The 25,355-nt window shown below is 69.3% G+C and carries 20 protein-coding genes (1 of these 20 only partly in view); 7 read left to right on the forward strand and 13 right to left on the reverse strand.

Annotated elements, in window-relative coordinates; translation table 11 throughout:
* The 3 genes from OHA61_RS09600 to thyX form a co-directional block, all read right to left on the reverse strand.
* Window positions 1–1,678 carry the 5' portion of a ribonuclease J gene (locus OHA61_RS09600; protein WP_406302707.1) on the reverse strand. Its footprint begins 8 nt before the window's first position, so 1,678 of the gene's 1,686 nt are visible here — the first part of the coding sequence; its start codon is at window positions 1,676–1,678; the stop codon falls past the left edge of the window.
* 132 nt (window positions 1,679–1,810) lie between these two features.
* The gene (gene dapA / locus OHA61_RS09605; protein ID WP_266489047.1) at window positions 1,811–2,710 is read right to left on the reverse strand and encodes a 4-hydroxy-tetrahydrodipicolinate synthase; all 900 of its coding nucleotides are present in this window, start codon (window positions 2,708–2,710) and stop codon (window positions 1,811–1,813) included.
* Between the two features lie 208 nt (window positions 2,711–2,918).
* Window positions 2,919–3,659: an FAD-dependent thymidylate synthase gene (thyX, locus tag OHA61_RS09610; RefSeq protein WP_324983179.1), complete on the reverse strand. Its 741-nt coding sequence runs from the start codon at window positions 3,657–3,659 to the stop codon at window positions 2,919–2,921.
* Window positions 3,660–3,825: 166 nt separating this feature from the next.
* On the opposite strand from thyX, the gene OHA61_RS09615 reads away from it, so the two are divergent.
* Both OHA61_RS09615 and OHA61_RS09620 read left to right on the forward strand, forming a co-directional pair.
* Window positions 3,826–3,957 (forward strand): hypothetical protein, encoded by a 132-nt coding sequence (locus tag OHA61_RS09615; RefSeq protein ID WP_406302708.1) that lies wholly within the window; start codon window positions 3,826–3,828, stop codon window positions 3,955–3,957.
* A gap of 127 nt (window positions 3,958–4,084) precedes the next feature.
* The gene (locus tag OHA61_RS09620) at window positions 4,085–4,633 is read left to right on the forward strand and encodes a hypothetical protein (RefSeq protein ID WP_406302710.1); all 549 of its coding nucleotides are present in this window, start codon (window positions 4,085–4,087) and stop codon (window positions 4,631–4,633) included.
* Window positions 4,634–4,662: 29 nt separating this feature from the next.
* Here the strand turns inward: OHA61_RS09620 and OHA61_RS09625 are convergent, their stop codons facing one another.
* The 6 genes from OHA61_RS09625 to eccD form a co-directional block, all read right to left on the reverse strand.
* On the reverse strand, window positions 4,663–5,115 hold the full coding sequence (locus OHA61_RS09625; RefSeq protein ID WP_406302712.1) for a hypothetical protein: 453 nt from the start codon (window positions 5,113–5,115) through the stop codon (window positions 4,663–4,665).
* Between the two features lie 5 nt (window positions 5,116–5,120).
* The gene (gene dapB, locus OHA61_RS09630) at window positions 5,121–5,873 is read right to left on the reverse strand and encodes a 4-hydroxy-tetrahydrodipicolinate reductase (RefSeq protein ID WP_324983190.1); all 753 of its coding nucleotides are present in this window, start codon (window positions 5,871–5,873) and stop codon (window positions 5,121–5,123) included.
* 17 nt (window positions 5,874–5,890) lie between these two features.
* A complete protein-coding gene (locus OHA61_RS09635) occupies window positions 5,891–7,270 on the reverse strand; it encodes a M16 family metallopeptidase (RefSeq protein ID WP_406302713.1) in 1,380 nt (459 codons plus the stop codon).
* Complete coding sequence (locus OHA61_RS09640; protein WP_142213339.1) at window positions 7,267–9,486, reverse strand: polyribonucleotide nucleotidyltransferase; 2,220 nt, start codon at window positions 9,484–9,486, stop codon at window positions 7,267–7,269. Before OHA61_RS09640 ends, OHA61_RS09635 begins: the two co-directional genes overlap by 4 nt.
* Before the next feature lie 295 nt (window positions 9,487–9,781).
* Entirely contained in the window at window positions 9,782–10,072 is a 291-nt protein-coding gene (gene rpsO / locus OHA61_RS09645) for a 30S ribosomal protein S15 (protein WP_003958228.1), read from the reverse strand.
* 179 nt (window positions 10,073–10,251) lie between these two features.
* Window positions 10,252–11,721 carry a type VII secretion integral membrane protein EccD gene (gene eccD / locus OHA61_RS09650; protein WP_406302715.1) on the reverse strand — a complete coding sequence of 490 codons (1,470 nt, stop codon included), beginning with the start codon at window positions 11,719–11,721 and terminating at the stop codon, window positions 10,252–10,254.
* A 185-nt stretch (window positions 11,722–11,906) separates the two neighbouring features.
* On the opposite strand from eccD, the gene eccCa reads away from it, so the two are divergent.
* Entirely contained in the window at window positions 11,907–15,860 is a 3,954-nt protein-coding gene (gene eccCa / locus OHA61_RS09655) for a type VII secretion protein EccCa (RefSeq protein ID WP_406302717.1), read from the forward strand.
* Between the two features lie 46 nt (window positions 15,861–15,906).
* Complete coding sequence (locus OHA61_RS09660; protein ID WP_324983208.1) at window positions 15,907–16,152, forward strand: DUF397 domain-containing protein; 246 nt, start codon at window positions 15,907–15,909, stop codon at window positions 16,150–16,152.
* 70 nt (window positions 16,153–16,222) lie between these two features.
* Here OHA61_RS09660 and OHA61_RS09665 read toward each other — a convergent pair whose 3' ends face one another.
* From OHA61_RS09665 to eccB, 4 genes are all read right to left on the reverse strand, one after another.
* A complete protein-coding gene (locus OHA61_RS09665; RefSeq protein ID WP_406302719.1) occupies window positions 16,223–16,516 on the reverse strand; it encodes a WXG100 family type VII secretion target in 294 nt (97 codons plus the stop codon).
* A gap of 36 nt (window positions 16,517–16,552) precedes the next feature.
* Complete coding sequence (locus OHA61_RS09670; RefSeq protein WP_406302721.1) at window positions 16,553–16,936, reverse strand: WXG100 family type VII secretion target; 384 nt, start codon at window positions 16,934–16,936, stop codon at window positions 16,553–16,555.
* Window positions 16,937–17,038: 102 nt separating this feature from the next.
* On the reverse strand, window positions 17,039–18,280 hold the full coding sequence (gene mycP / locus OHA61_RS09675; protein ID WP_406307306.1) for a type VII secretion-associated serine protease mycosin: 1,242 nt from the start codon (window positions 18,278–18,280) through the stop codon (window positions 17,039–17,041).
* A gap of 12 nt (window positions 18,281–18,292) precedes the next feature.
* A complete protein-coding gene (eccB, locus tag OHA61_RS09680; protein ID WP_406302722.1) occupies window positions 18,293–19,837 on the reverse strand; it encodes a type VII secretion protein EccB in 1,545 nt (514 codons plus the stop codon).
* 222 nt (window positions 19,838–20,059) lie between these two features.
* Between eccB and eccE the strand changes: the two genes are divergently transcribed.
* The 3 genes from eccE to OHA61_RS09695 all read left to right on the forward strand — a co-directional run bounded on the left by eccE (window position 20,060) and on the right by OHA61_RS09695 (window position 25,313).
* The gene (gene eccE, locus OHA61_RS09685) at window positions 20,060–21,355 is read left to right on the forward strand and encodes a type VII secretion protein EccE (protein ID WP_406302723.1); all 1,296 of its coding nucleotides are present in this window, start codon (window positions 20,060–20,062) and stop codon (window positions 21,353–21,355) included.
* The gene (locus tag OHA61_RS09690; protein ID WP_324983222.1) at window positions 21,355–22,074 is read left to right on the forward strand and encodes a hypothetical protein; all 720 of its coding nucleotides are present in this window, start codon (window positions 21,355–21,357) and stop codon (window positions 22,072–22,074) included. Before eccE ends, OHA61_RS09690 begins: the two co-directional genes overlap by 1 nt.
* A 296-nt stretch (window positions 22,075–22,370) precedes the next feature.
* Window positions 22,371–25,313 (forward strand): SCO5717 family growth-regulating ATPase, encoded by a 2,943-nt coding sequence (locus OHA61_RS09695; RefSeq protein ID WP_406302725.1) that lies wholly within the window; start codon window positions 22,371–22,373, stop codon window positions 25,311–25,313.
* Window positions 25,314–25,355 lie beyond the last annotated feature (42 nt).

Below are 25,355 nucleotides of genomic sequence, written 5' to 3' on the forward strand. Positions count from 1 at the left end.
CGACGACCACCGGAAGGATCATCGGGCGCCGACGGTAGGTGTCGGAGACCCACTTGCCCGCCACGCGGCGGACGAGTTGCTGCAGCTGGTGCGGCTCGGCGACGCCGTCGGAAGCCGACTTGGCGATCGCTTCCTCGATCTTCGGGAGCACCGCGCCGAAGGCGGTGTCCTCGATTCCGGAGCCGCGGGCGTGGATGTGCGGACCGCCGACGACCTTGCCGGTGCTCGAGTCGACCACGAGGAAGACCGAGATGATGCCCTCGTCGCCGAGGATCCGGCGGTCCTTGAGGGAGGCCTCGGTGACATCGCCGACCGAGAGGCCGTCGACGTACACATAACCCGCCTGGACCTTGCCGACAATCTTGGCCTTGCCGTCGATGAGATCGACGACGACCCCGTCCTCGGCGATGACGATGTGGTCCTTCGGGACACCTGTCAGGGCCCCGAGTTCGGCGTTGGCGCGCAGGTGGCGCCATTCGCCGTGAACCGGCATCAGGTTCTTCGGCTTGCAGATGTTGTAGAAGTACAGGAGCTCGCCGGCCGAGGCGTGGCCCGAGACATGGACCTTGGCGTTGCCCTTGTGGACGACGCTCGCGCCCCAGCGGGTCAGCCCATTGATCACGCGGTAGACCGCGTTCTCGTTGCCAGGAATCAGGGACGACGCCAGGATCACGGTGTCGCCCTGGACGATGCGGATCTGGTGGTCCCGGTTGGCCATGCGGGACAGGGCCGCCATCGGTTCGCCCTGGGAGCCCGTACAGACCAGGACCACTTCGTGGTCCGGGAGGTCGTCGAGCGTCTTCACGTCGACGACCAGCCCCGCAGGGACCCGCAGATAGCCCAGGTCGCGTGCGATGCCCATGTTGCGGACCATCGAGCGGCCGACGAAGGCCACGCGGCGGCCGTACTCGTGGGCCGCGTCGAGGATCTGCTGGATGCGGTGGACGTGGCTGGCGAAGCTGGCCACGATGATGCGCTTCTGGGCGTTCGCGAAGACCGTACGCAGGACGTTCGAGATGTCGCGCTCGGGCGGGACGAAGCCCGGGACCTCCGCGTTCGTCGAGTCCGAGAGCAGGAGGTCGATGCCCTCCTCGCTCAGCCGGGCGAACGCGTGCAGGTCGGTGAGCCGGCCGTCCAGCGGAAGCTGGTCCATCTTGAAGTCGCCGGTGTGGACCACCATGCCCGCGGGCGTGCGGATGGCGACGGCCAGCGCGTCCGGGATGGAGTGGTTGACCGCGATGAACTCGCAGTCGAACGGGCCGATGCGCTCGCGGTGGCCCTCGGTGACTTCGAGGGTGTACGGGCGGATGCGGTGCTCCTGGAGCTTTGCCTCGATCAGCGCGAGGGTCAGCTTGGAGCCGATCAGCGGGATGTCCTGCTTCATTCGGAGCAGGAAGGGGACGCCACCGATGTGGTCCTCGTGGCCGTGCGTGAGAACGATGCCGTCGATGTCGTCGAGGCGGTCCCGCAGGGTGGTGAAGTCCGGCAGGATCAGGTCGATTCCGGGCTGCTCCTCCTCGGGGAAGAGGACGCCGCAGTCGACGATGAGCAGTCGGCCGTCGTATTCGAAGACCGTCATGTTCCGGCCGATCTCACCGAGACCGCCGAGTGGGGTGACGCGCAGGCCACCCTTGGGAAGCTTCGGCGGGGCGCCGAGTTCAGGATGCGGATGACTCAAAAGACTCTCCTCACCACGCACGCCACGTACCGCTCGGCACGTGGCGTACATGACATTCGTGCACTTGCTGTTGTCTTGGTTCCGACCGGTTTCGGTCGGCCTTCTTCGCGTATTCAGTTATGAAGTCTGTGTTTAGAGCTCTACCCCACCGGCCGCGAGGTCGATCTTGAGCTGCGCGGTTTCCTCCGGAGAGAGCTCCACCAGGGGAAGCCGGAGCGGTCCGGCCGGGAGGCCCTGCAGGGCCAGTGCGGCCTTGGTGGTGATGACGCCCTGGGTGCGGAACATGCCCGTGAAGACGGGGAGCAGCTGCTGGTGGATCTCGGTGGCCTTCTGGACGTCACCTGTGAGGTGGGCGTCGAGGAGGGCGCGGAGCTCCGGGGTGACGACATGGCCGACGACGGACACGAAGCCGACGGCGCCGACCGAGAGCAGCGGGAGGTTCAGCATGTCGTCGCCGGAGTACCAGGCGAGACCGCTGCGGGCGATGGCCCAGCTGGCGCGGCCCAGGTCACCCTTGGCGTCCTTGTTGGCGACGATACGCGGGTGATCGGCGAGGCGCACCAGAGTTTCGGTGTCGATCGGGACGCCGCTGCGGCCGGGGATGTCGTAGAGCATGACGGGCAGTTCCGTCGCATCGGCGATGGCCGAGAAGTGACGGAACAGGCCCTCCTGCGGGGGCTTGTTGTAGTACGGCGTCACCGCGAGCAGGCCGTGCGCGCCGGAGCGTTCGGCCGTGCGGGCGAGCTCGATGCTGTGGCGCGTGTCGTTGGTGCCGATACCGGCGACGATGTGGGCCCGGTCTCCGACGGCTTCCAGTACGGCTCGTACGAGCTGGTCTTTCTCCGCGTCGCTGGTGGTCGGCGACTCACCGGTGGTGCCATTGATGATCAGGCCGTCGTTGCCTGCGTCCACCAGATGGGCCGCCAGGCGCTGTGCGCCGGCGAGGTCGAGTGCGCCGTCCGCCGTGAAGGGCGTGACCATGGCGGTGAGGACCCGCCCGAAGGGGGTCTGCGGAGTGGAGATCGGAGCCATGGGTAACACGCTACTCGCTGCTCAGTACGCAGTGTCCCCTCGGGGGACGTGACGTAGGACGTGACATGCGGAGCCCGGCACTGCCTGCTCGGGGGTTCAAGCAGTGCCGGGTCCGTTTGATCAGCCTAGATGAACTTCATGAAACACCGCAATGCGGACACTTCTCCGGGCCGACCCGCACATCTGTGCTCAACGGGACGATTGTGCCCTATGGGGCGATGCGCCCATTGGCATTGAAGGCCGCGTAGGTGAGCGGCATGAGCCTTGCCCAGTGCTGCTCCATCTTCTCGCCGACCATCTCGATCTCCCGCTGGGGGAAGGACGGGACCTTCGCCAGCTCGTGCTGCGTGCGCAGGCCGAGGAAGTGCATCAGCGAGCGGGCGTTGCAGGTGGCGTACATGGACGAGAACAGGCCGACGGGCAGGACGGCGCGGGCGACCTCGCGGGCGATGCCCTCGTCGAGCATCTCCTTGTACGTCTCGTACGAGCGGCGGTACGAGTCGATCATGGCGTCGCTGACGACCTTGTGCTGCTCCGGGCTGCCGTCGATGAAGACGTACTTGCCGGGGCGGCCCTCCTGCACGAGCTTGCGCTGCTGGCCCGGGACGTAGAAGACCGGCTGCAGCTCCCTGTAGCGCCCGGACTCCTCGTTGTAGGACCAGCCCACACGGTGGCGCATGAACTCGCGGAAGACAAAGATCGGGGCGCTGATGAAGAAGGTCATCGAGTTGTGCTCGAAGGGGCTGCCGTGGCGGTCCCGCATCAGGTAGTTGATCAGTCCCGTGGAGCGCTCGGGGTCCTTCTGGAGCTCCTCCAGAGACTGCTCGCCTGCCGTGGAGACGCGGGCGGCCCACAGCACGTCGGAGTCACCGGCGGTGTGCTTCACCAGCTCGACGGTGACATCGCTGCGGAAACTGGGCGTGGCTGTCTCGGCGGGGGTGTCGGGCACCAGGAGTCCTTCCGGTTGAACGCATAGGCGGCGCCCACTTTAACGACGGAACGCCTCGGCAGTGCCTCTGGCCCCTTTGAGTAAATCTGGGAATGTGGGCACCAAATGACTGCTTTTGACGTCTCTACCAGTAGACCACCGACACGTTGCCAAGGAGAGTGTTGTGATGTTCCTCCCCCAGCTACCGCTGGGCGGTGCCCCCAGGCCCGAGGCCTCCCTGCTCTTCGGGCTTCCCGCGCTGGAATCCGGCCGGGCGGCGGGGCATTCGCAGCAGTCCGAGGCGTCCGACGGGCGCTGACTCTCTCCCCCCACATGCCCTACGTGGGGGCACCCCCATGGCCCCCCGGGGGTGGTCGGGCCATAGGTGCCTCGGTAGCCTCACCGGGCACAGCCGAATCGAGTGTGCTGGTGAGTGAGGATCAGTCGTGCCCCTGCCTTTTCTGACGGCCGACCGTGCGTTCGGCACGAGCGATGACGACGTCGCGCTGCCCTTCGACGATCACGACCGCTGGCGGCGTCCGTACCGTCCGGGTCCCTGGCGGGTCGGCGCCGCGGCGCTGTTGCTGCTGCTCGCCTCGTTCGTCCTCATCGCTGCGATGATCATCGCGTTCGCCGGTGCGCTGCCGGGTGCGGGCGTCTGTCTGGGCCTGGGGCTCGCGCTCATCTTCACCTCGCTGAGGCTGCTGCGGGCGGGCGTCTGGGTCAGCCGGCACGGCGTTCGGCGCGTGGCCTTCTTCTCGACCGCGACGGTGCCGTGGAACCGCATCGTGGCGGTACGCACCGTGCAGCAGCCCGTGCGCTGGCTCGGGCTGCCGCGCACCGTACAGGGGCAGGCGCTCGTCGCCGTACCGCAGGGCGGGGAAGCGCTGCCCCTGCTGACCGATCACAACGCGGACTTCCTGTCACGCACCGAGGCGTTCGACCGGGCGGCGGACTCCATCGAGGCCTGGGGTGCCGAGTACCGCGGGGCCTGACCGACAGTTCCGCCGCCGGACCCCGCTTCTCAAACCCCGGAGGGGCTTGTTCTGCGCAGCGTGATCGCGCGCTGCATCGCCTTGCGGGCACGCGGGGTGTCGCGGGCATCTTGGTAGGCCACGGCCAGCCGGAACCAGCAGCGCCAGTCCTCCGGCGACTCTTCGGTCTCGGCCCGCCGCTTCGCGAAGATCTCGTCGGCCGCGTCACGGTCGATCCGCCCGCCGGGCGTGCGGTCCGGCTCCTGAACCGGCAGCCCGCCTTCGGCCTCCAACTCCCGGGCCAGCCGATGCGCGTTGCGCGCGAAGCTGGTGTTGTGCCAGAGGAACCAGGCGCCGACGACCGGCAGCAGGAACGCCACCGCGCCCATCCCCATGGCGGCGGGCTCGCCGGTCAGGACGAGCAGCACGCCCTCCAGCGCCACCACGCCGAAGACGAGCACCAGCGCGGCGGCGAGGAAGAAGTACGTGATCTTTCCACCCATGGCCGTCAGCCCAGGTCGAGGAAGTTTTCCAGGCCGAAGGTGAGGCCCGGAGTGGATACGACACGGCGGGCGCCCAGCAGGATGCCCGGCATGAAGCTGCTGTGGTGCAGCGAGTCGTGGCGGATGGTCAGGGTCTCGCCCTCGCCGCCCAGCAGTACTTCCTGGTGGGCGAGCAGACCGCGCAGCCGTACGGCATGCACGGGGACACCGTCGACGTCCGCGCCGCGGGCGCCGTCCAGCCCGGTGACGGTCGCGTCCGGCTGCGGGGCGCAGCCCGCCTCCGCGCGCGCCGCCGCGATGAGCTGTGCGGTGCGGGTGGCGGTGCCGCTCGGGGCGTCGGCCTTGTTCGGGTGGTGCAGTTCCACGACCTCGACGGACTCGAAGTACGGCGCGGCCTGCTGTGCGAACTTCATGGTCAGGACCGCGCCGATGGAGAAGTTCGGAGCGATGAGGACACCGGTCCCGGGCGATGCGGCGAGCGAGGTGCCCAGCTGCGCGAGGCGCTCGTCGGTCCAGCCGGTGGTGCCGACGACCGCGTGAATGCCGTGGCGTACGCAGAAGTCGAGATTGCCCATCACCGAGGCCGGCGTGGTCAGTTCGACCACGACCTGGGTGCCGGAATCGACCAGGGCCTCCAGCTTGTCGCCCCGGCCGAGAGCCGCGACCAGGTCCATGTCTTCCGCGGCCTCGACGGCTCGTACCGCTTCCGAGCCGATACGGCCCTTGGCACCGAGAACGGCCACGCGCAGCTTGCTCATTGCTCTCTTCCTTAACGTTAGGAGACCGCTTCGTGGAGGCGGTCCGCCTGCTTGTCCTTGAGCGGGCCGATCACCGACAGGGAGGGACGGTGTCCCAGCACCTCGCCTGCTACCGCGCGTACCTCGTCGGGCGTGACGGAGGCTATCTGCCGCAGCATGTCGTCGACGGACATCTGCGAGCCCCAGCACAGTTCGCTCTTGCCGATGCGGTTCATCAGCGCGCCCGTGTCCTCGAGGCCCAGCACGGTGGATCCGGAGAGCTGGCCCACGGCGCGGCCGATCTCCTCGTCCGAGAGCCCCTCGGACGCGACCCGGTCGAGCTCGTCACGGCAGATCTTCAGCACGTCGTGGACCTGGCTGGGGCGGCAGCCCGCGTAGACGCCGAAGAGACCGGTGTCGGCGAAGCCGGAGGTGTACGAGTACACGCTGTAGGCCAGGCCGCGCTTCTCGCGGACCTCCTGGAACAGGCGGGATGACATACCGCCGCCGAGGGCGGTGTTCAGTACCCCGAGCGCCCAGCGGCGCTCGTCGGTGCGGGCGAGGCCGGGCATGCCGAGGACGACATGGGCCTGCTCGGTCTTGCGCTCCAGCAGCTCGACGCGGCCGGCGGTGCGCAGGGTCCGGTTCCCGTCGCGGGGCGGGGTGGGGGCCGCGTCCGTACGGGACAGAGCGCCGGCTTTCTCGAAAGCCCTGCGGACCTGGCGTACGACGGTGGCGTGGTCGATATTGCCCGCGGCCGCGACGACCAGATGGGTCGGGTCGTAGTGCTTCTTGTGGAAGCGGCGGATGCGGTCGGCGCTCAGCGCGTTGACCGTGTCGACCGTGCCGAGAACGGGACGGCCGAGGGGGCTGTCGCCGAACATCGTGTGCGCGAACAGATCGTGCACACAGTCGCCCGGGTCGTCCTCCGTCATCGCGATCTCTTCGAGGATGACGCCGCGCTCGGCGTCGACGTCGTCCTGGAGGATCAGCGATCCGGTGAGCATGTCGCAGACGACGTCGATGGCGAGCGGCAGGTCGGTGTCGAGCACACGCGCGTAGTAGCAGGTGTACTCCTTCGCCGTGAAGGCGTTCATCTCGCCGCCGACCGCGTCGATCGCCGATGAGATGTCGAGGGCGGAGCGCCGTCGCGTGCCCTTGAAGAGGAGGTGCTCCAGGTAGTGCGTGGCGCCGCCGAGCGAGGGCGTCTCGTCGCGGGAGCCGACGTTCGCCCAGATACCGAAGGTGGCGGAGCGTACGGAGGGCAGGGTCTCGGTGACGACGCGCAGGCCGCCGGGCAGGACGGTGCGGCGGACGGTGCCGATGCCGTGCTCGCCCTTGAGAAGCGTTTGGGTACGGGCGACGGCCCGCGCCTCCGAAGAGGTGCGGGCCGTCGTCCTGGAACTACGGGACGTCACTTGGCAGCGTCGTCCTTGTTCTCGTCGGCGGACTCTTCGCCCTCGATCACGGGGATCAGGGAGAGCTTGCCGCGGGAGTCGATCTCGGCGATCTCGACCTGCACCTTGGAGCCGACCGCGAGCACGTCCTCGACGTTCTCCACACGCTTGCCACCGGCGAGCTTGCGGATCTGCGAGATGTGCAGCAGGCCGTCCTTGCCCGGGAGCAGGGACACGAACGCACCGAAGGTGGTCGTCTTGACGACCGTGCCCAGGTAGCGCTCGCCGACCTCCGGCATGGTCGGGTTGGCGATGCCGTTGATCGTGGCGCGGGCGGCCTCGGCGGCCGGTCCGTCGGCGGCACCGATGTAGATGGTGCCGTCGTCCTCGATCGTGATGTCGGCGCCGGTGTCCTCCTGGATCTGGTTGATCATCTTGCCCTTGGGGCCGATGACCTCACCGATCTTGTCCACCGGGATCTTGACGGTGATGATCCGCGGGGCGTTCGGGGACATCTCGTCCGGGACGTCGATGGCCTCGTTCATCACATCGAGGATGTGGAGGCGGGCGTCGCGGGCCTGCTTCAGCGCGGCGGCCAGGACCGAGGCGGGGATGCCGTCGAGCTTGGTGTCGAGCTGGAGCGCGGTGACGAAGGTCTTCGTACCGGCGACCTTGAAGTCCATGTCACCGAAGGCGTCTTCCGCACCGAGGATGTCGGTGAGGGCGACGTAGTGCGTCTGGCCGTCAATCTCCTCGGAGATCAGACCCATGGCGATACCGGCGACGGGGGCCTTGAGCGGCACACCGGCGTTCAGCAGCGACATGGTCGAGGCGCAGACCGAGCCCATCGACGTGGAGCCGTTGGAGCCCAGCGCCTCGGAGACCTGGCGGATGGCGTACGGGAACTCCTCGCGCGTCGGCAGCACCGGCACGATGGCGCGCTCGGCGAGCGCGCCGTGGCCGATCTCGCGGCGCTTCGGCGAACCGACGCGGCCGGTCTCACCGACGGAGTACGGCGGGAAGTTGTAGTTGTGCATGTAGCGCTTGCGGGTCACCGGGGAAAGGGTGTCCAGCTGCTGCTCCATACGGAGCATGTTGAGGGTGGTGACGCCCAGGATCTGGGTCTCGCCACGCTCGAACAGCGCCGAGCCGTGCACACGCGGGATGGCCTCGACCTCGGCGGCGAGCGTACGGATGTCCGTGACGCCGCGGCCGTCGATGCGGACCTTGTCCTTGATGACGCGCTCGCGGACCAGCTTCTTGGTCAGCGCGCGGTAGGCACCGGAGATCTCCTTCTCGCGGCCCTCGAACTGCGGGAGCAGCTTCTCGGCGGCGACCTCCTTGATGCGGTCGAGCTCGGTCTCGCGCTCCTGCTTGCCGGCGATGGTGAGCGCCTGCGCGAGCTCGCCCTTGACCGCGGCGGTCAGCGCCTCCAGGACGTCGTCCTGGTAGTCGAGGAAGACCGGGAACTCGCCGGTGGGCTTGGCGGCCTTGGCGGCGAGGTCCGACTGGGCCTTGCACAGCGCCTTGATGAAGGGCTTCGCGGCCTCGAGACCGGCAGCGACAAGCTCCTCGGTCGGCGCCTCGGCGCCGCCCTTGACGAGCTCGATGGTCTTCTCGGTGGCCTCGGCCTCGACCATCATGATCGCGACGTCGCCGTCCTCCAGGACGCGACCGGCGACCACCATGTCGAAGACGGCGTCCTCGAGCTCGGTGTGCGTCGGGAAGGCGACCCACTGGCCCTTGATCAGGGCGACACGGGTGCCGCCGATCGGGCCGGAGAAGGGCAGGCCGGCCAGCTGCGTGGAGCAGGAGGCGGCGTTGATCGCGACCACGTCGTACAGGTGGTCGGGGTTGAGCGCCATGATCGTCTCGACGATCTGGATCTCGTTGCGCAGGCCCTTCTTGAAGGAGGGGCGCAGCGGGCGGTCGATCAGGCGGCAGGTGAGGATCGCGTCCTCGGAGGGCCGGCCCTCACGACGGAAGAAGGAGCCGGGGATCTTGCCGGCTGCGTACATCCGCTCCTCGACGTCCACCGTCAGGGGGAAGAAGTCGAGCTGGTCCTTGGGCTTCTTGGAAGCGGTGGTGGCCGACAGCACCATGGTGTCGTCGTCCAGGTACGCCACGGCGGAACCGGCGGCCTGCTTGGCCAGGCGGCCCGTCTCGAAGCGGATGGTGCGGGTGCCGAAGGAACCGTTGTCAATGACGGCCTCGGCGTAGTGGGTCTCGTTCTCCACTAGCGTTTTCTCCTCGTCTTCGTCCCCTCGCCCGTGTGGCGGGGGACGGTGGCCGAGAAGCGCTCGTTCTGCGGGCCGGTCTTCGATCGAAGCACCCGGGGCTTGGTTCTCCGGGGGCCACTACCGAGGACCGGCGGCGGTGAGGCGGCTTCTCGTTCGTTCGTTCGTTCGTTCGGTATTGCGTTGTCGTTCGGTACTGCCTTGTGCGACCAGACTAAATGCCGTCCGGCAGGTCGCGCACGTACAGCAAAGGGAGCGGCCCCCTAAGAGTGGGAACCGCTCCCTTCACGGCGTCTTACTTGGCACCGCCGGCCGCACCGCGGCGGATGCCCAGGCGGTCGACCAGGGCACGGAAGCGCTGGATGTCCTTCTTGGCCAGGTACTGCAGCAGACGGCGTCGCTGGCCCACCAGGATCAGCAGACCACGGCGGGAGTGGTGGTCGTGCTTGTGCGTCTTGAGGTGCTCGGTCAGGTCCGAGATCCGGCGGGAGAGCATCGCGACCTGGACCTCGGGGGAGCCGGTGTCGCCCTCCTTGGTGCCGAACTCGGCCATGATCTGCTTCTTCGTAGCGGCGTCGAGAGACACTCGGTACTCCTCTTTGATGTTCGATGCGCCCACGAGTGCCCCTGGTCTTGATCTCAGGGGAGCTTCCGTGACTCGGAGGCGAAGGTCCGATGAGCGCTGCACCCAGATGCTCCGGGAGCGCGTACACAAACGGCCGTCACCCACAGTACCAGCCCCGGGACGGGCTCTGGACAGCCCCTCTAGCTGGTCATGGAGCGGGCCATGTTGAAGACGTCCAGTACGGCCAGGCAGAGCGGGACCAGCGAAAGCAGCACCGCGCCCTCGGCGAGGTCGAGCAGTCGGCCCCAGAAGGGCGAGAGGCCCTTCCGCGGGATGATCAGGCCGATCGCGGTGATCAGGGCGGCGCCGGCGGCGACGGCCGCGGTGAGCCAGATCGTACGGATGTCCAGGCTGCCGCGGTCCCCGTACATCAGCAGATCCTTGACCAGGTCGACGGGCGGGTTCAGGGAGAGACCGAGGACCAGGAGCGCGATGGCGGCGATGCCGGCCACGAGCGTGCAGGCGACCTGTGAGGTGTAGCGGAAGAGGCGGGCCCGCAGCAGCATCGCGAGACCGGCGGCCAGGGCGAGGAACTGGCCCCAGACGCTGTTCGAGAATCCGAGCACGGCTGCGCAGGCGACGACGACCGCGGCGCAGCCGCCGACCAGGCCGAGCAGCATTTCGTGGCCGCGGCGGGCCTGGGCGGCGATCCGCTCGCCGTCGACGGGCTGGGCGTCGGGCGTCTCGGTGGGGTCGGCCTCGAAATCGTCCTCGGCGGCGCTGCGCGGCGAGGCGTAGCCGATCGGCAGCCGGGCGAAGCGGGCCGAGAGGCCGGGCAGGAATGCGACCAGGCCTATCGCGACGGGGGCGACGACGGAGGCGGTCTCGGTGGCGGAGGCCTCGGTGATGATCGCGACGAAGGTGGCGATGGTGCCGGTGGCGCTCAGGAAGGTGGTGGCGACGAAGGGGGCGTCACCGCTCGGGGTGAGCGCGACGAGGGCGACCGAGGCAACCAGGACGGTCACGCAGCCGAGCAGGAACTGCAGCTTTCCGGGACCGTGACCGGCGTCCGGGCCGACGATGCCGGAGCCCGCGATCAGCAGCAGCGGCAGGGCGCCGAGGCCCAGCGCGACGGCGGTGGCCCGGTCGGAGTAGACCCGGGCGCGTACTCCCGCGAATGAGGTGAGCAGAAGTCCGGCCGCGCCCGCGATGATGCCGGGCAGGCTGTGCATGTCGTGGCGGACCGGGTCGGCGAACCAGAGCACGAAGCCCATCAGGACCAGCAGCAGGACGCCGCCCACCAGCCCGGCGCCGCGCAGGAGTTCGTCGCTCCACAGGTGCCGGTCGCGGGTGACGGCGGAGGCGACGGCGTCGGAGACGTCGTCGAAGACGGCGGGCGGCAGCGACTCCGCGAAGGGGCGCAGGCTCAGTACTTCGCCGTCGAGCACCTGCTGGGCGGCGAGCGAGCGGGCGCCGTCAAGTACGTTGCCGTCGCGGCGAACCAGGTGGTAACCGGTCGGAGTTCCCGGAGCCTGGGTCTGGCCGGTGAGGCGCAGAATCTCCGGGTAGACGTCGGCGACGGCGATGTCCTCGGGAAGAGCGACATCGATACGGCTGTCCGGCGCCACGACTGTGACGCGGCAGAAGCCGGTCGCTGCGGTCGTACTCACGTGTCTGGACCCCCTGATTCGCGGTTGCGCACGGTGCGCGCGCCACCCTACCGGGACACACCCGATGGGTCTGCAAGTAGGATCACCGTCGCGCGGAGGGAAGTCCGCAGCAAAGGCAGTCACGGGGGCGCCGGCGCGGAATTCGCCCGTCCGTCTTCCGTCCGTATCGAGGGATTGATGCTCCGGTGAGCCAGATCGTCGTGAAACGCCCGCCGAGGTCGCTGCCACCTGAAGTGCCCACGGAGGAACTGACTCTGGAGGCTCCTCCGGAACTGCCGCGGGGTCAGCAGGAAGGCATGCTGATGCAGATCCTGCCCGTCCTGGGCATGGGTTCCTCGGTGGTCTTCTTCTTCTCGCCGCAGGCGCCTCCGTTCATGCGCATCATGGGCGTGATGATGCTGGTTTCGACGGTCGGAATGGTCGTTGCCCAGATCGTCAGGTTCCGCAAGGGTACGCAGGGGCAAATGGCGGATGTCCGCCGCGACTACCTCAAATACCTTGCCCAGACGCGGCGTACGGTGCGCAAGACCGCGCGCAAGCAGCGCGACGCGCAGTTGTACCTGCACCCGGCCCCCGAACAGCTGTGGTCGCTGGTGGCCGAGGGCTCCCGGGTCTGGGAACGACGTGTGGGCGACGGGGACTTCGGGCAGGTGCGCGTCGGCCTCGGCGCGCAGCAGCTGGCCACGCCGCTCGTCGCTCCCGACACCGCGCCGGTGGACGAACTGGAGCCGCTGTCGGCCGGTGCCATGCAGCAGTTCCTCGCGGTGCACGGCTCGTTGGACGGGCTGCCGATGGCGGTCTCGATGCGTGCCTTCTACCACGTGACGGTCTCCGGCGAGCCGGAGTCCGCGCAGTCAGCCGCGCGGGCGCTTGTGTCCCAACTGGTGACACTGCACTCCCCCGACGACCTGATGCTGGCTGTCGTGACGGCGCCGGGCGCCGTCGAGCGCTGGGACTGGACGAAGTGGCTGCCGCACACGCAGGTGCCCGGACAGGTGGACGGCGCAGGGACCAAGCGGCTGTTCGGCGACGACCTCGGTGAGCTGGAGCAGCTGCTGCACAGCCGCCTGGACGGCCGTCCGCGGTTCAGCCGGGAGAACCAGCCGGTCATGGATCAGCCGCACGTCGTCGTCGTACTGGACGGCGGGATGGTGCCGCCGGACTCGCTGTTCGCGGCGGCCGAGGGGCTGCAGGGCGTCACCATAGTCGAGGTCGTTTCCGGCGATCTGGACGAGCCGCGCGGCGGTCTCTCGGTGGTCGTGCGTCCCGGGCGGCTGCGACTGGAGTCCGGTGCCCGGGTGGCGTACGAGGGGTTCCCGGACGGGATTTCGCTGCCGGCAGCCGAGGCGCTCGCGCGTCAGCTGGCGCCGCTGCGCATCGGCGGGGGCGACGACGACGAACCGCTGCTCGCCAACCTGGACTTCACGGATCTGCTGAACCTGGGTGACGCGGCCGGGGTCGATGTGGCGCGCACCTGGCGCCCGCGTTCGGTGGCCGAGCGTCTTCGGGTGCCGATCGGAGTCGGCGAGGACGGCCAGCCGGTCATGCTCGACCTCAAGGAGGCCGCGCAGGAGGGCATGGGCCCGCACGGTCTGTGCGTCGGCGCGACCGGTTCCGGAAAGTCCGAGCTGCTTCGCACGCTGGTGCTGGGCCTTGCGGTCACGCACTCGTCGGAGACCCTCAACTTCGTTCTCGCGGACTTCAAGGGTGGTGCGACCTTCGCGGGAATGTCGCAGATGCCGCACGTCGCGGCCGTGATCACCAACCTCTCGGACGACCTCACGCTGGTCGACCGCATGGGTGACGCGATCCGCGGTGAACTTCAGCGACGGCAGGAGCTGCTGCACAAGTCCGGCAACTACGCGAACATCCACGACTACGAGAAGGCACGTGCCGCCGGCGCTCCTCTGGAGCCGCTCGCCTCGCTGGTTCTCGTCCTCGACGAGTTCTCCGAACTCCTCACCGCCAAGCCCGACTTCATCGATATGTTCATCCAGATCGGCCGGATCGGCCGTTCCCTCGGTGTGCATCTGCTGCTCGCCTCGCAGCGCCTGGAAGAAGGCAAGCTGCGCGGCCTGGACACGTATCTCTCGTACCGGATCGGTCTGCGGACCTTCTCGGCGGCCGAGTCGCGCACCGCGATCGGTGTGCCCGACGCGTACCACCTGCCGTCGGTGCCCGGCTCCGGCTATCTGAAGTTCGGCACCGAGGAGATGACCCGTTTCAAGGCGGCGTATGTCTCGGGCACGTACCGCACCGGAGGCCCGGACCTGTCGGTGGGCCAACTGCCCATCGAGCGGCGGCCCGCTGTCTTCACCGCGGCTCCGGTGCCGGTGGTGTACGCGGCTCCCGACCCGGCCGCCACGGCCGCGGCCGCCGCCGACGACGAGGCGCTGGCCGACACGGTGCTCGATGTGATCGTGCGCCGTCTGGAGGGACAGGGTGTGCCCGCACACCAGGTGTGGCTGCCGCCGCTGGACGAGGCGCCCACGCTCGATCAGTTGCTGCCGGGTCTCGCGCCGACCGCCGAGCGGGGTCTCACCGCGACGGAGTACACGCGCCCCGGCGGTCTCACCGTTCCGCTGGGTCTGATCGACAAGCCCTTCGAGCAGCGCCGCGAGGTGCTGTACCGGGACTTCTCCGGAGCGGCGGGCCACATGATGGTCGTCGGCGGTCCGCAGTCCGGAAAGTCGACACTGCTGCGGACGCTGATCTCGTCGTTCGCGCTGACGCACACGCCGAGCGAAGTGCAGTTCTACGCACTGGACTTCGGCGGTGGCGGTCTGGCCTCGCTGTCCGACCTGCCGCATGTGGGCGGAATCGCCTCGCGCCTGGACCCGGAGCGGGTGCGCCGTGCCGTCGCCGAGGTGATGGGCGTACTGAACCGGCGCGAGGAGTTCTTCCGCGCCAACGGCATCGACTCCATCGCCACCTACCGGCGCAAGCGGGCCGCGGGTGAACTGCCGGGCGAGGCCTGGGGAGACGTCTTCCTGGTCATCGACGGCTGGGGCGGTTTCAAGAACGACTACGAGATGCTGGAGCCGGTCGTCGCGGACCTCGCGGCCCGCGGTCTGGGCTACGGCATCCATGTCGTCATCACCGCCGCCCGCTACATGGAGGTGCGCGCGGCGCTCAAGGACCAGATGCTGGGGCGTCTCGAGCTGCGGCTCGGTGACGTCATGGACTCCGAGTTCGACCGCAAGGTCGCGGCGAACGTCCCGCCCGGTGTGCCGGGCCGTGGCCAGGTGCCGGAGAAGCTGCACTTCATGACGGCTCTGCCGCGTATCGACTCGATCAGTGGCTCCGGCGATCTGGCGGAGGGCACCGCCGCCTTCGTCCAGGCCGTCAAGTCGAACTGGGCGGGCTCCCCGGCTCCGGCCGTGCGGCTGCTGCCGCGCCGGCTGCCGGCGGAGCAGCTGCCGAAGGGCTTCGAGTATCCGCAGCACGGCATCGCGATCGGCATCGACGAGACAAACCTGGAGCCGGTGTTCATCGACTTCGAGACCGATCCGTTCCTGCTGATCTTCGGTGAGAGCGAGTCCGGGAAGACGGCGCTGCTGCGGCTGATCGCCAAGCAGATCACCGAGCGCTACACCCCGGAGCAGGCACGGATCGTGGTCGGCGACTACCGGCGCACGATGCTGGAGGCCGTACCGTCCTCGCATCTGCTCGAGTACGCGCCGATGACGTCCGCGATGGAAATGCACATGGACGCGATCAACACGGTCATGGGCAAGCGCGCGCCGAAGCCGGACATCACTCCGCAGCAGCTGCGCGACCGCAGTTGGTGGACGGGACCGCAGCTGTTCGTGTTCATCGACGACTACGAACTGGTTGCCACCAACTCCGGCAACCCGCTCTCGGTGCTGGTGGAGAATCTGCCCTTCGCACGCGATGTCGGCATCCGTTTCATCATCGCGCGCAGCCAGGCCGGAGCTTCCCGCGCCATGTACGAGTCCTTCATGCAGCGCATCAAGGAACTGGGCGCGCAGGGCGTCATCCTGTCGGGCGACCCCGGCGAGGGCGACATCCTCGGCAATGTCCGGGCGCGGCCGATGCCTCCGGGGCGTGGCACCTTCGTCTCGCGCAAGCGGGGCGCGCCGCTGATCCAGGTCGGATGGCTGCCGGACCACCAGTAGGGTGGTTCGCGCACCTCGTTCGACACGTCTGGGAGGGACCGCGCCGATGGCTGACGCAAGCGAGAAGGAACGCCAGAAGGAAGAGCTGTACGCCCTCGACATCTCCGGTGTGGAGTGGCTGAGCGCACCCGGCACCAGCAAGGACGAGGAGCGCGTCGAGATCGCCCATCTGCCGGGTGGGGCGGTCGCGATGCGCTCGTCGCTGGACCCGGAGACGGTGCTGCGGTACACGGAGGCCGAATGGCGTGCCTTCGTCCTCGGCGCGCGCGACGGCGAGTTCGATCTGAGGTAAGTGGACGTACGACAAGGGGGGTTGCCCGCCAGTGGCGGGCAACCCCCCTTGTGCGTTCGGCCGATGCCCGTCAGTGCATCATGCGGAAACGGGCAGCGTTGCCCTTGTCCGTGTCCTGGTAGCCGATGACCGATTCGTCGAGCAGGCGCGCGATGTGGGCCAGGTCGGCGTTCAGGCCGTCCATGTCCGTGGCGAGGTTGCTCTGGATCTCGATGTAGGCCGTCTTGGCTTCACCGTCCCAGTTGCCGGCGACGGTCTTGACGTGCGACAGCAGGTCACGGAGCTGCTCGTTCAGGTACTTCGAGGTGCCACGGACGTCACTGGCGGCGGTGGTCACTGTGTCGTAATTGACAGCAGTCGTCATGCTTTACTCCTGGTAATTCGGCGAGGTCCGGACGGCTCAGATGCTGAGGATGGCGCTGCTGCCCTGCGAGGACTCAGCCTTGCGGAAGGTCTGAATGCGCTCGGTCTCCTGCGCATCGAAGCCGTCGGCGCTCATCTTCACGAGGTTCTGGAGGTTCTCCAGGTCGCGCTGCACATTGCGCAGACGCAGGTTCAGGTCCTTCTGAACCCGGTCGTACTCCTGGGCCGCCGCGCCCTTCCAGCCGGCCTGGATCTGGTCGACGACGCTGTTGAGCGACCCGATCCGGCTGTTCAGCTCGCCCTGGAACTTGTCGATCTGCTTGGACAGACCGGTGATTTCGCCACTGGTTACATTCAGGTCTTTGCCGCTACCCGACATCGTGCCCCTTCTTCCTTCGACGGTGACGTAGACGGAAGCCATGTGGATGCCGCCCCCGTGCGGACCGGTCCTCACCGGGTCCTACCGCCACTCTAGCCACTTGATATGACAGTTCCAACTGCAAAGGGCTGTATGGGACTTGGCTCACTGGGACCGTTTGCGCCGGGTGTCCCGGATGACCGTTGCCGAACCGCCGACCACCGCCACCAGTACGACGCCGATGCCCAGCGCATAGGTTGCGTAACGCTCGTTGCGTTCTTGGACGGTCTCCGTCATCGCCAGATGCGCGGCTTCCGGAGCAGGCGGCTTCGGCGGCCCGGGGTCCGCGCTCGGGGCGCTGATCGGCTTGCCCTCGCCGCTGAGGGCGCGCACCGGGTCGACCACGCCCCAACCGACGAAGTTGTCACGGCCATTGATGCTGCGCTCGGCGGTCTGCTCGATCTGGGCGATGATCTGCGCCACGGTCCAGTCGGGGTACTTGGCCTTCAGCAGCGCCGCGACTCCCGCGATGTACGGCGCCGAGAAGCTGGTGCCGTTGTCGACGCACTGGCCGTTGCCGGGGACGGTGGAGACGACGTCGACGCCGGGAGCCGCGATCCCGACGAACTCGCCCGCCTGGGAGAAGGCCGCCCGTTCGTTGTTACGGTCCGACGAGGCGACGGCGAGGACGCCCGGGAACGCCGCGGGATAGGTGTTCCTCAGCTTGCCGTCCATGCCGTCGTTGCCGGCGGACGCGACGACGACGGCCTTCGCCCTGATGGCCCGCTGCACGGCCTTGCCCAGCTCCGAGTCGAGCGCCAGCGGCTTGACCGTGTCCTGCGAGATATTGATGACGTCGGCGCCCTTGGCGACGGCATGGTCGATCGCCGTGGCCATCGTCCTGTCGTTGCCGCTGTTGTTCTCGTCGTTCTGGCGGATCGGGATGATCGTGGCCTCGGGCGCCAGGCCGACGAAACCGGTGCCCTTGCGAGGACGCGCGGCGATGATGCCCGCGACCTTGGTGCCATGGCCGACCAGGTCGACCGTGCCGTCGGTCTTGCCGCGTTTCTCGTCCTGGTTGTTCTTGTCGGGCTTGAGCAGATCCCTGCCCGCGGAGGCATCGACGGCCGACTTGAGCTGGACGTTGTCGTTGTCCACGCCGGTGTCGATGACGGCGACGCGTATGCCCTTGCCCTTGGTGTCCTGCCAGAGTTCGTCGAGCAGGACCCGCTGGAGCGGCCAGGGAATCCCCTCGATCTGCTGCTTCATCGGGAATGTGCACTCGCCACTGCCGTCGATGCCCAACTCGTGGGGGACATCGTCAGCGTGGGCGGGAGGCGTGGCCGCCAGGCCCGTCAGCGCCGCCGCGACGGTCAGCAGGACGGTCTTCCTGCGCAGATACGGCATCGGTCGCACCCCCTACGAACCCTGCGGCTGGCGCGCGCTGTTGGTGTCGAGGCGCGGCCCCTTGGACAGGAACTCCGACCAGGTGATCGGGACGAGCGTCGGGGTGACCTTCTCGTAGCCGAGCCGGATCTGTGCCTGGCTGGGCTCGGGGCGGCCGTCCTGCGGCTTCTCCTGACCGCCCGTGCCTATGTCGGAGCGGTCCTTGTCACTGTCGCCGTTCGCCTGGACCGCGTACCGCAGTCCGGTGTCGGTCACCAGGAACAGCGACCCGTCGGGCTTGGTCTGGTTGCCCTGCACCTGGGTGAACAGCAGGCCGGTTCCCGGGGTGACATAGGTGCTGGTACCACCCGCAGTGATCTCGGCGGGGTACGCGGATCCGGCCCAGGTCGACAGCGTCGTACGGCCCTTGCCGTCGACCTCGCGCAGCACGCTGCAGACCGTGTTGCGTTCGCCGCCCGCGTCATTGACCTGCTTGGAGCGGAGCGAGGGCCAGTGCTTCTCGGCGAAGAGGAAGTCGTCCTCGGGCGCGATCGACTGCGCGTCGACGGTGGTGGCCTCGCCGCCCATGTTGAGCTTGTCGGTCTGCGGGGAGTTGATGAGCAGCCAGGCGACGAAATCGGAGACCGGCTGCACCTTGCCGGCCAGTACGACGTAGTGCTGGGGGCCGGAGCCGGTCTGGGCCTGGAGCACCATGCCGATCTGGTCCTGCTTGTCCGTCAGCCCGCCGCCGACGCCGGCCTTGGAGCCGACCTGACCGGGAATCACCGGGAAGTCGACCGGGCTGCCGTCGTGCAGGGTGGCCAGCCAGTCGTCCGTGACGGTCTGGGGCTGCTTGCTGCCGACGAGGGTGCGGGTGAGGAACGAGGCGTCGGTCCCCGTGCCGCGCACCAGGTACTTCGTACCGGCCGCGTCCACCAGGTAGCGCTGCTTGTCCTTCTCGCTCTGGACGTACAGGACTTGGCCGGCGCTGAGGCGCTGCTTGCCCTCGGTGCGCTTCAGATCGCGGTCGCCGAGGACGAAGGTCGCCTTCTGCACACTTGACCCCTTGCCGGCGCCGGGCTGCTCGCACACGGCCCAGCGCTTGGCCTCGGCGGCGTCCGAGGCGGACGGCAGCCGGTCGGGTGCGTAGGGAATGCCGAGAATGGGGCCGCGCGGGGGCTTGCCGGAGTCCAGGATGTCGTCGCTGACCTGGATCACCTTGAACTGCTGGGGCGTGAGCAGCAGTCGGGCGGACGCGAGGTTCAGTACGGGGTGGAGCAGGACCTTCTTGTTCTTGCCCTTACCGGTCGTCAGGACCACGTAGCGTGTGGTGGAGCTCTTGCCGACGATCACGTTGGCGAAGGGCTTGTCCCAGTCCTTGGGCGCCTTGGGCTTGAACATGCCGAAAGCACCGAAGCCCGCCGCGATCAGCGCGCCGACGATCAGGCTGGGGATCACGGCGCGCATCGGGCGCGGCGCCCCCTCCTCCGTACCTGTCGCGGAGGGTTGGAGGAATGCCGCCACCGTGCGCTTCTTCGCAAAGGTGTACGCGTTGAGCTCATCCCGCCGTGATGCCATGAGTCCCCATTGATAAAGAAGGCACTGTCTCCCCGCGGGGGCCTTGTGGTGAGCACAGTCCCCCGGGCCCGGCTTGCCGGACCGGCCCCCTACTATGCCTGTTGATCGATGGTGCTTGTGGGGCGGGTAGGGTGATCCAGCCGTCAGATGCCTTGCTGGGCAGGGCTGGACAGGGGTGATCGGGATGAATTGGGGCCTAATGAACTGGGGGGTGCCTGAATAATGGCTTCCGCGACGCGGGTACGGCCCTCGGCCCACGGCCAGACCTCCGCGCGGCCCGCAGCGCCGTCCCCGGCACCGGCCGCACCCCGGCTCAAGGCACGACCCGGGCACTTCGGTTCGTTCCGACTGCAACAACTCGTACTGATCGAGATCGCCGCCGCTCTGCTTCTTGTGGCGTGGGTGATCGACCCCTTGATGCTCGTCCCGGCCGCCGTGGTGGCCGCGTTGCTGGTGCTGCTCGCGCTGTTGCGCCGGCACCGGCGCTCCCTGCCCGAATGGCTCGCGACCGTCTTCGCCCTGCGCGCACGCAGGCGCAGGGCCGCTTCACTGGTTTTGCCCGCCGATACGGAGCCGGGCCTCGCGCCCGCCGTCGAGTGCGACCCCGCCCTGCGGACGTACACCTACAGCGACCGCGACCGGCGCCCGGTCGGCATGATCGGCGACGGAACCTTCCTCACCACCTTGCTGCAGGTCGAGTCCGACGCGACGGCCCTGCGGCCCGAACGCACCGCCAGGCCACTGCCGATGGCTCTCATACGGGACGTGCTCGACGTCGACGGCATACGGCTGGAGTCCGCCCAGATCGTCCAGCACACGCAGCCCGCGCCCGCACCACACCTGCCGCAGCAGTCGGTGGCCGCGCGCAACTACGCACCCCTGCAGGCCCAGACCGGCTCGCCCGCGCTCCGTATCACCTGGATCGCGCTCAAGCTCGACCCGGAGCTCTGCCCAGAAGCCGTCGCGGCGCGCGGCGGCGGTCTCGAAGGCGCGCAGAAGTGCCTCGTGCGCAGCGCCGACCAACTGGCGAGCCGGCTCACGGGCGCCGGGTTCAGGGCGACCGTGCTGACCGAGCAGGAGCTGACGGCAGCCATCGCCACGTCCTCGTGCGCCAGCCCCATGGCCATCGCCCAGGCGGGCCGGGCGGAGGCGCCCGCCCGGCGCACCCAGGAGACGTCGCGCACCTGGCGCGTCGACGACCGCCGCCACACCACGTACTGGGTGGGCCGCTGGCCCCAACTCGGCGGCGGCGGGGCCCCGATGCCGCAGCTTGTCGCCCTGCTCACCTCGATTCCCGCGCTGGCCACGACCTTCAGCCTCACGCTGGGCCAAGGTGACCGGCAGGGTGTGTCGGTCACCGGGCATGTCCGTATCACCGGGCGCAGCGACGAGGAGCTGGTCGCCGCCCGCCATGAACTGGAGCGCGCCGCCCGCGGAGTGAAGACCGGTCTGGTCCGGCTCGACCGCGAACAGCTGCCCGGGATGCTCGCCACTCTGCCTCTCGGGGGAGCCCGCTGATGCCTTCGTCTGCCGCCAGGCCGCGTATCGGCTTCGGACTGATCGGACCACGCAGGGACCGTCACGCGCTGTCGATGGACCAACTGGCCGCGCTCGCGCTGCCGGTCGGTGACGACGGCGTGGTCATCGGCGTGGACGCCCAGGCCAAACCGGCCGTGCTCGGCATCAACCGGCCAACCCCCTACGACGTCACGCTGATCGGCGGCCTGTGGACGGCGCAGGTACTCGCGCTGCGCGCAGCGGCGACGGGAGCGCGGGTCACGGTGGAGACGGGCCGGGGGCACGCCTGGACGACGCTGGCTCAGGCCGCGGGCGGGGGGACGCAGGTCATCTCGCTGCACGACGTCGGGCGGGTGCCGCCGCAGGGTGCGTCCGCGGGCAGTCCGGTTGTCGTCGTCCGCGACTGCGGAATGCGGCCGCCGCGCGGCCGGGTGGTCTCGGGCCCCTGGCAGTCGGTGCTCACGCTGCTGCCGTATCTCAGTCCAGTGGCCCCCCGCTTGATGGAGAAGTCCGCTCTGGTCGGCATCCAGCGCGTCTCGCCGGACGAGGCCGCGCAGATCGGCCGCATCATGCATCTCCCCCGTGCCGAGACGGAGGCCCTGTCCACCCTCGCTGACGGCGTCACACTCTGGTGCACCGCGCGGGACCGGCAGTTCGTCATGACCCAGGCCACGGACGCCGAGACCGGATTGTTGGGCAGCGCCCGGCGGATGGACTGACGAGGGAACGACGGTCGCAAGTCCGTGGGCACTTGTACCGATTTGACCTGTCGGCTTCCTTGCGCTTGGCCGCACCCGGCTCACTTGGGGGCGCGGCGTGACGTACGGGACAGTGGACGACGGGCGGTCGGGCCTGCCGGTCGGGCGTTGTTGACGATTAGGGTGGGACATGACGCGGCAGGAGAACCTGCGGGCATGGTGGCCGCGTCCCCAGGGGGAGAGCCGGGCCGATCGGACGAAGAGGTCGCCCCCCACCCACGACGGCACAAGGGTGCTCGACCACACCAGGAGGCAAAGTGAACGGCGATCGGGACGAGATCCACGGGGGCTGGAACATTCCCGTCGATGATCAGTCCGACGCGGAGCCCGCCGAGCTGACGGGTGAGTTCACCATCGACTACACCCCGCCGGCCTGGTACACGCAGAACGCGGGCGACACATCGGGCGGGGGCGCCGGGCAGACGCCGCCTCCCCCGCCGCCGAACGGGGCGCCTGTGGCCGTGCCCGGGCTTCCGGCGGGCAGTGGCTTCGAGCCGAACTGGGCGCCGACGCCTACGCCTCCTCCGGCGCAGGTCCCGGCACCCGCGCCCGCGCCATCACCCGCCCCCGCGCCCGCGCCCGTACAGCAGGCACCTGCTCCTGCGCCTGCGCCCGTCCCCGTGCAGCAGACGCCTCCCACGGCTCCGGCTCCGGCTCCCGTCGCCGAGGCGGCCCCCGAGCCCGCGCCGCAGCCCTTCGGTGGCGGCGATCTGGAGAGCGGGGCGACCATGAGGTTCTCCCCGGCCGCTCTGAAGCGTGAGATGGAGGAGCGGGCGGCGGCCAAGCAGGCCGAGGCCGCTCCCGAACCGGCCCCGGAGAGCGCCGCGGAGGGTTCCGGCGAGCCCCAGGCGGACGCCACGGGCGTGCCCGCCGTGACGTCGGATACGGCCGCGGATGCGGATGCGGATGCGGATGCGGATGCGGAAGAGACGCCGGCCGAGGACGTCGTCGACGGTGGCGACGAGGCCGAGGCCGACGAGCCTCGTGACGAAGACGCCTCTGAGGGTGCGGCCGCGGAGCCGGCCGACTCCGTGCCGCAGGACTCGGTACCGCAAGACGCCGTGCCGCAGGACTCCGTGCCCGCCGTGCCCGCCGTGGCCGACGAGCCCCAGGACGCACCGCCCGCCCCTGCGCCCGCACAGCCCTGGGCGCCCGTGGCGCCCGCGCAGGTGCAGGGTGGCGAGCCGCCGCTGCCCCTGCCGCCCGCCTTCCAGCCGGCCGCGCCGACCTCGGCGCCGCAGTGGCCCGTGTCTCCGCAGACCGCCGAGCAGTCCGCGGCTCCGCAGGGCGGTTACGGCTTCCCCCAGCCAGGCCAGGCGAGCCAGCCGGGTCAGGCCGGACAGCCCGCGCCCGCAGCCCCGCAGAGTGGTTACGGCTTCCCCCAGCCCGGGCAGCAGCCCGCACAGCAGGGCGGTTACGGCTTCCCGCAGACCGGGCAGCCCGCACAGCCCACACCCGCCGCCCCACTGCCGCCGGCCGTTCCCGGCCCCAACACCCCCGGCCCCCCGGGCGGTTACGGGTTCCCTCAGCCCGGCCAGCAGCCCGGCGCGAACGCACCCGTACCACTGCCGCCCCAGATGCCCCAGGCGCCGCAGACGCCGAATCTTCCCGCGCCCGCCACGCCCCATCTCCCCGCGCAGCAGTCCCACCCGCAGGCCCACCCACAGGCGCTGCCCCAGCCCCAGCCGCCGGTCGGGCCCTCCGATCCGCGTGCCGGTGCCGCCTGGCCCACTCCGGTCACGCACGACCAGCGCGAGCGTTCCGTGCCGGGTGCGCCCCTCGGGTACACCGCAGCCGTCGAGCTGTCCTCCGACCGCCTCCTGCGCAACAACAAGCAGAAGGCCAAGAGCAGCCGTAACCCCGGCGCCTCCGCCCGGTTCAAGATCGGCGGCAAGAAGGAAGAAGCCGAGCGCCAGCGCAAGCTCGAACTCATCCGTACGCCGGTGCTGTCCTGCTACCGGATCGCGGTCATCAGCCTCAAGGGCGGTGTCGGCAAGACCACGACGACCACCGCGCTGGGCTCGACCCTGGCCACCGAGCGGCAGGACAAGATCCTGGCGATCGACGCCAACCCCGACGCGGGTACGCTCGGCCGTCGCGTGCGCCGTGAGACCGGGGCGACCATCCGGGATCTGGTCCAGGCGATCCCGTACCTCAACTCGTACATGGACATCCGCCGGTTCACCTCGCAGGCGCCCTCCGGTCTGGAGATCATCGCCAACGACGTGGACCCGGCCGTCTCGACGACCTTCAACGACGAGGACTACCGGCGCGCGATCGACGTGCTGGGCAAGCAGTACCCGATCATCCTCACCGACTCCGGCACCGGTCTGCTCTACAGCGCGATGCGCGGGGTGCTGGATCTGGCCGACCAGTTGATCATCATCTCGACGCCGTCCGTGGACGGTGCGAGCAGTGCGTCGACGACGCTCGACTGGCTGTCGGCGCACGGGTACGCGGACCTGGTGCAGCGGTCCATCACGGTCATCTCCGGAGTCCGCGAGACCGGCAAGATGATCAAGGTCGACGACATCGTGCAGCACTTCCAGACGCGCTGCCGCGGGGTGATCGTGGTGCCCTTCGACGAGCACCTCGCGGCCGGTGCCGAGGTCGACCTCGACATGATGCGGCCCAAGACCCGTGAGTCGTACTTCAACCTCTCGGCCCTCATCGCCGAGGACTTCGTACGCGCCCAGCAGCAGCAAGGGCTGTGGACGGCGGACGGCAACCCGCCGCCGCACCTGGCTCCGCCGATGCCGGGCCAGCAGCAGGTGCCCGGTCAGCAGGTACCGGGCCAGCCGATGCCCGGCCAGCCGTACCCCCCTCAGCAGCCCCACCAGCCGCTGCCTCACCAGCCCCAGCCCCAGCCCCACCAGCCGCATCCGCAGCCGCCGTACGGAGGCCAGCAGCCCTATCCGCAGGGTCCCTACCCGCAGGCTCAGCCGCCGCAGCCGTACCCGGGCCAGCAGCCGCCCCAGCAGCCCTACCCGCCGCAGGGCTGGCAGCAGTCGCACCCCTCCCAGGCCCAGTCCCCCGCGAACCCGGCCGGACCGCCGCCCGGACAGCCCGGGCACCCCGGACAGCCCGCTCAGCAGGGCCAGTCGGGTGGTCCTGGACAGCAGGATCTCCAGGGGCCTGTGCCGCCCGGCGGATGGCCTCAGCAGCAGCCTCCGCAGGCACCGCCAGCCCCTCAGCAGTAGCGCAGCAGAGGTCTCGACCAATGAGGGCCCGCACCGTCCCGA

The sequence above is a fragment of the Streptomyces sp. NBC_00885 genome (assembly GCF_045207475.1).
Taxonomy (GTDB): Bacteria; Actinomycetota; Actinomycetes; order Streptomycetales; family Streptomycetaceae; genus Streptomyces.

Bases quoted from the DNA above. Each gene is read 5' to 3' on its own strand.
- OHA61_RS09670 (WP_406302721.1), bottom strand. From the start codon at position 16,936: ATGGCTTCCGTCTACGTCACCGTCGAAGGAAGAAGGGGCACGATGTCG.
- OHA61_RS09660 (WP_324983208.1), top strand. From the start codon at position 15,907: ATGGCTGACGCAAGCGAGAAGGAACGCCAGAAGGAAGAGCTGTACGCC.
- OHA61_RS09665 (WP_406302719.1), bottom strand. From the start codon at position 16,516: ATGACGACTGCTGTCAATTACGACACAGTGACCACCGCCGCCAGTGAC.
- dapB (WP_324983190.1), bottom strand. From the start codon at position 5,873: ATGAGCAAGCTGCGCGTGGCCGTTCTCGGTGCCAAGGGCCGTATCGGC.
- mycP (WP_406307306.1), bottom strand. From the start codon at position 18,280: ATGCCGTATCTGCGCAGGAAGACCGTCCTGCTGACCGTCGCGGCGGCG.
- dapA (WP_266489047.1), bottom strand. From the start codon at position 2,710: ATGGCTCCGATCTCCACTCCGCAGACCCCCTTCGGGCGGGTCCTCACC.
- OHA61_RS09690 (WP_324983222.1), top strand. From the start codon at position 21,355: ATGCCTTCGTCTGCCGCCAGGCCGCGTATCGGCTTCGGACTGATCGGA.
- OHA61_RS09615 (WP_406302708.1), top strand. From the start codon at position 3,826: ATGTTCCTCCCCCAGCTACCGCTGGGCGGTGCCCCCAGGCCCGAGGCC.
- eccE (WP_406302723.1), top strand. From the start codon at position 20,060: ATGGCTTCCGCGACGCGGGTACGGCCCTCGGCCCACGGCCAGACCTCC.
- OHA61_RS09625 (WP_406302712.1), bottom strand. From the start codon at position 5,115: ATGGGTGGAAAGATCACGTACTTCTTCCTCGCCGCCGCGCTGGTGCTC.
- eccB (WP_406302722.1), bottom strand. From the start codon at position 19,837: ATGGCATCACGGCGGGATGAGCTCAACGCGTACACCTTTGCGAAGAAG.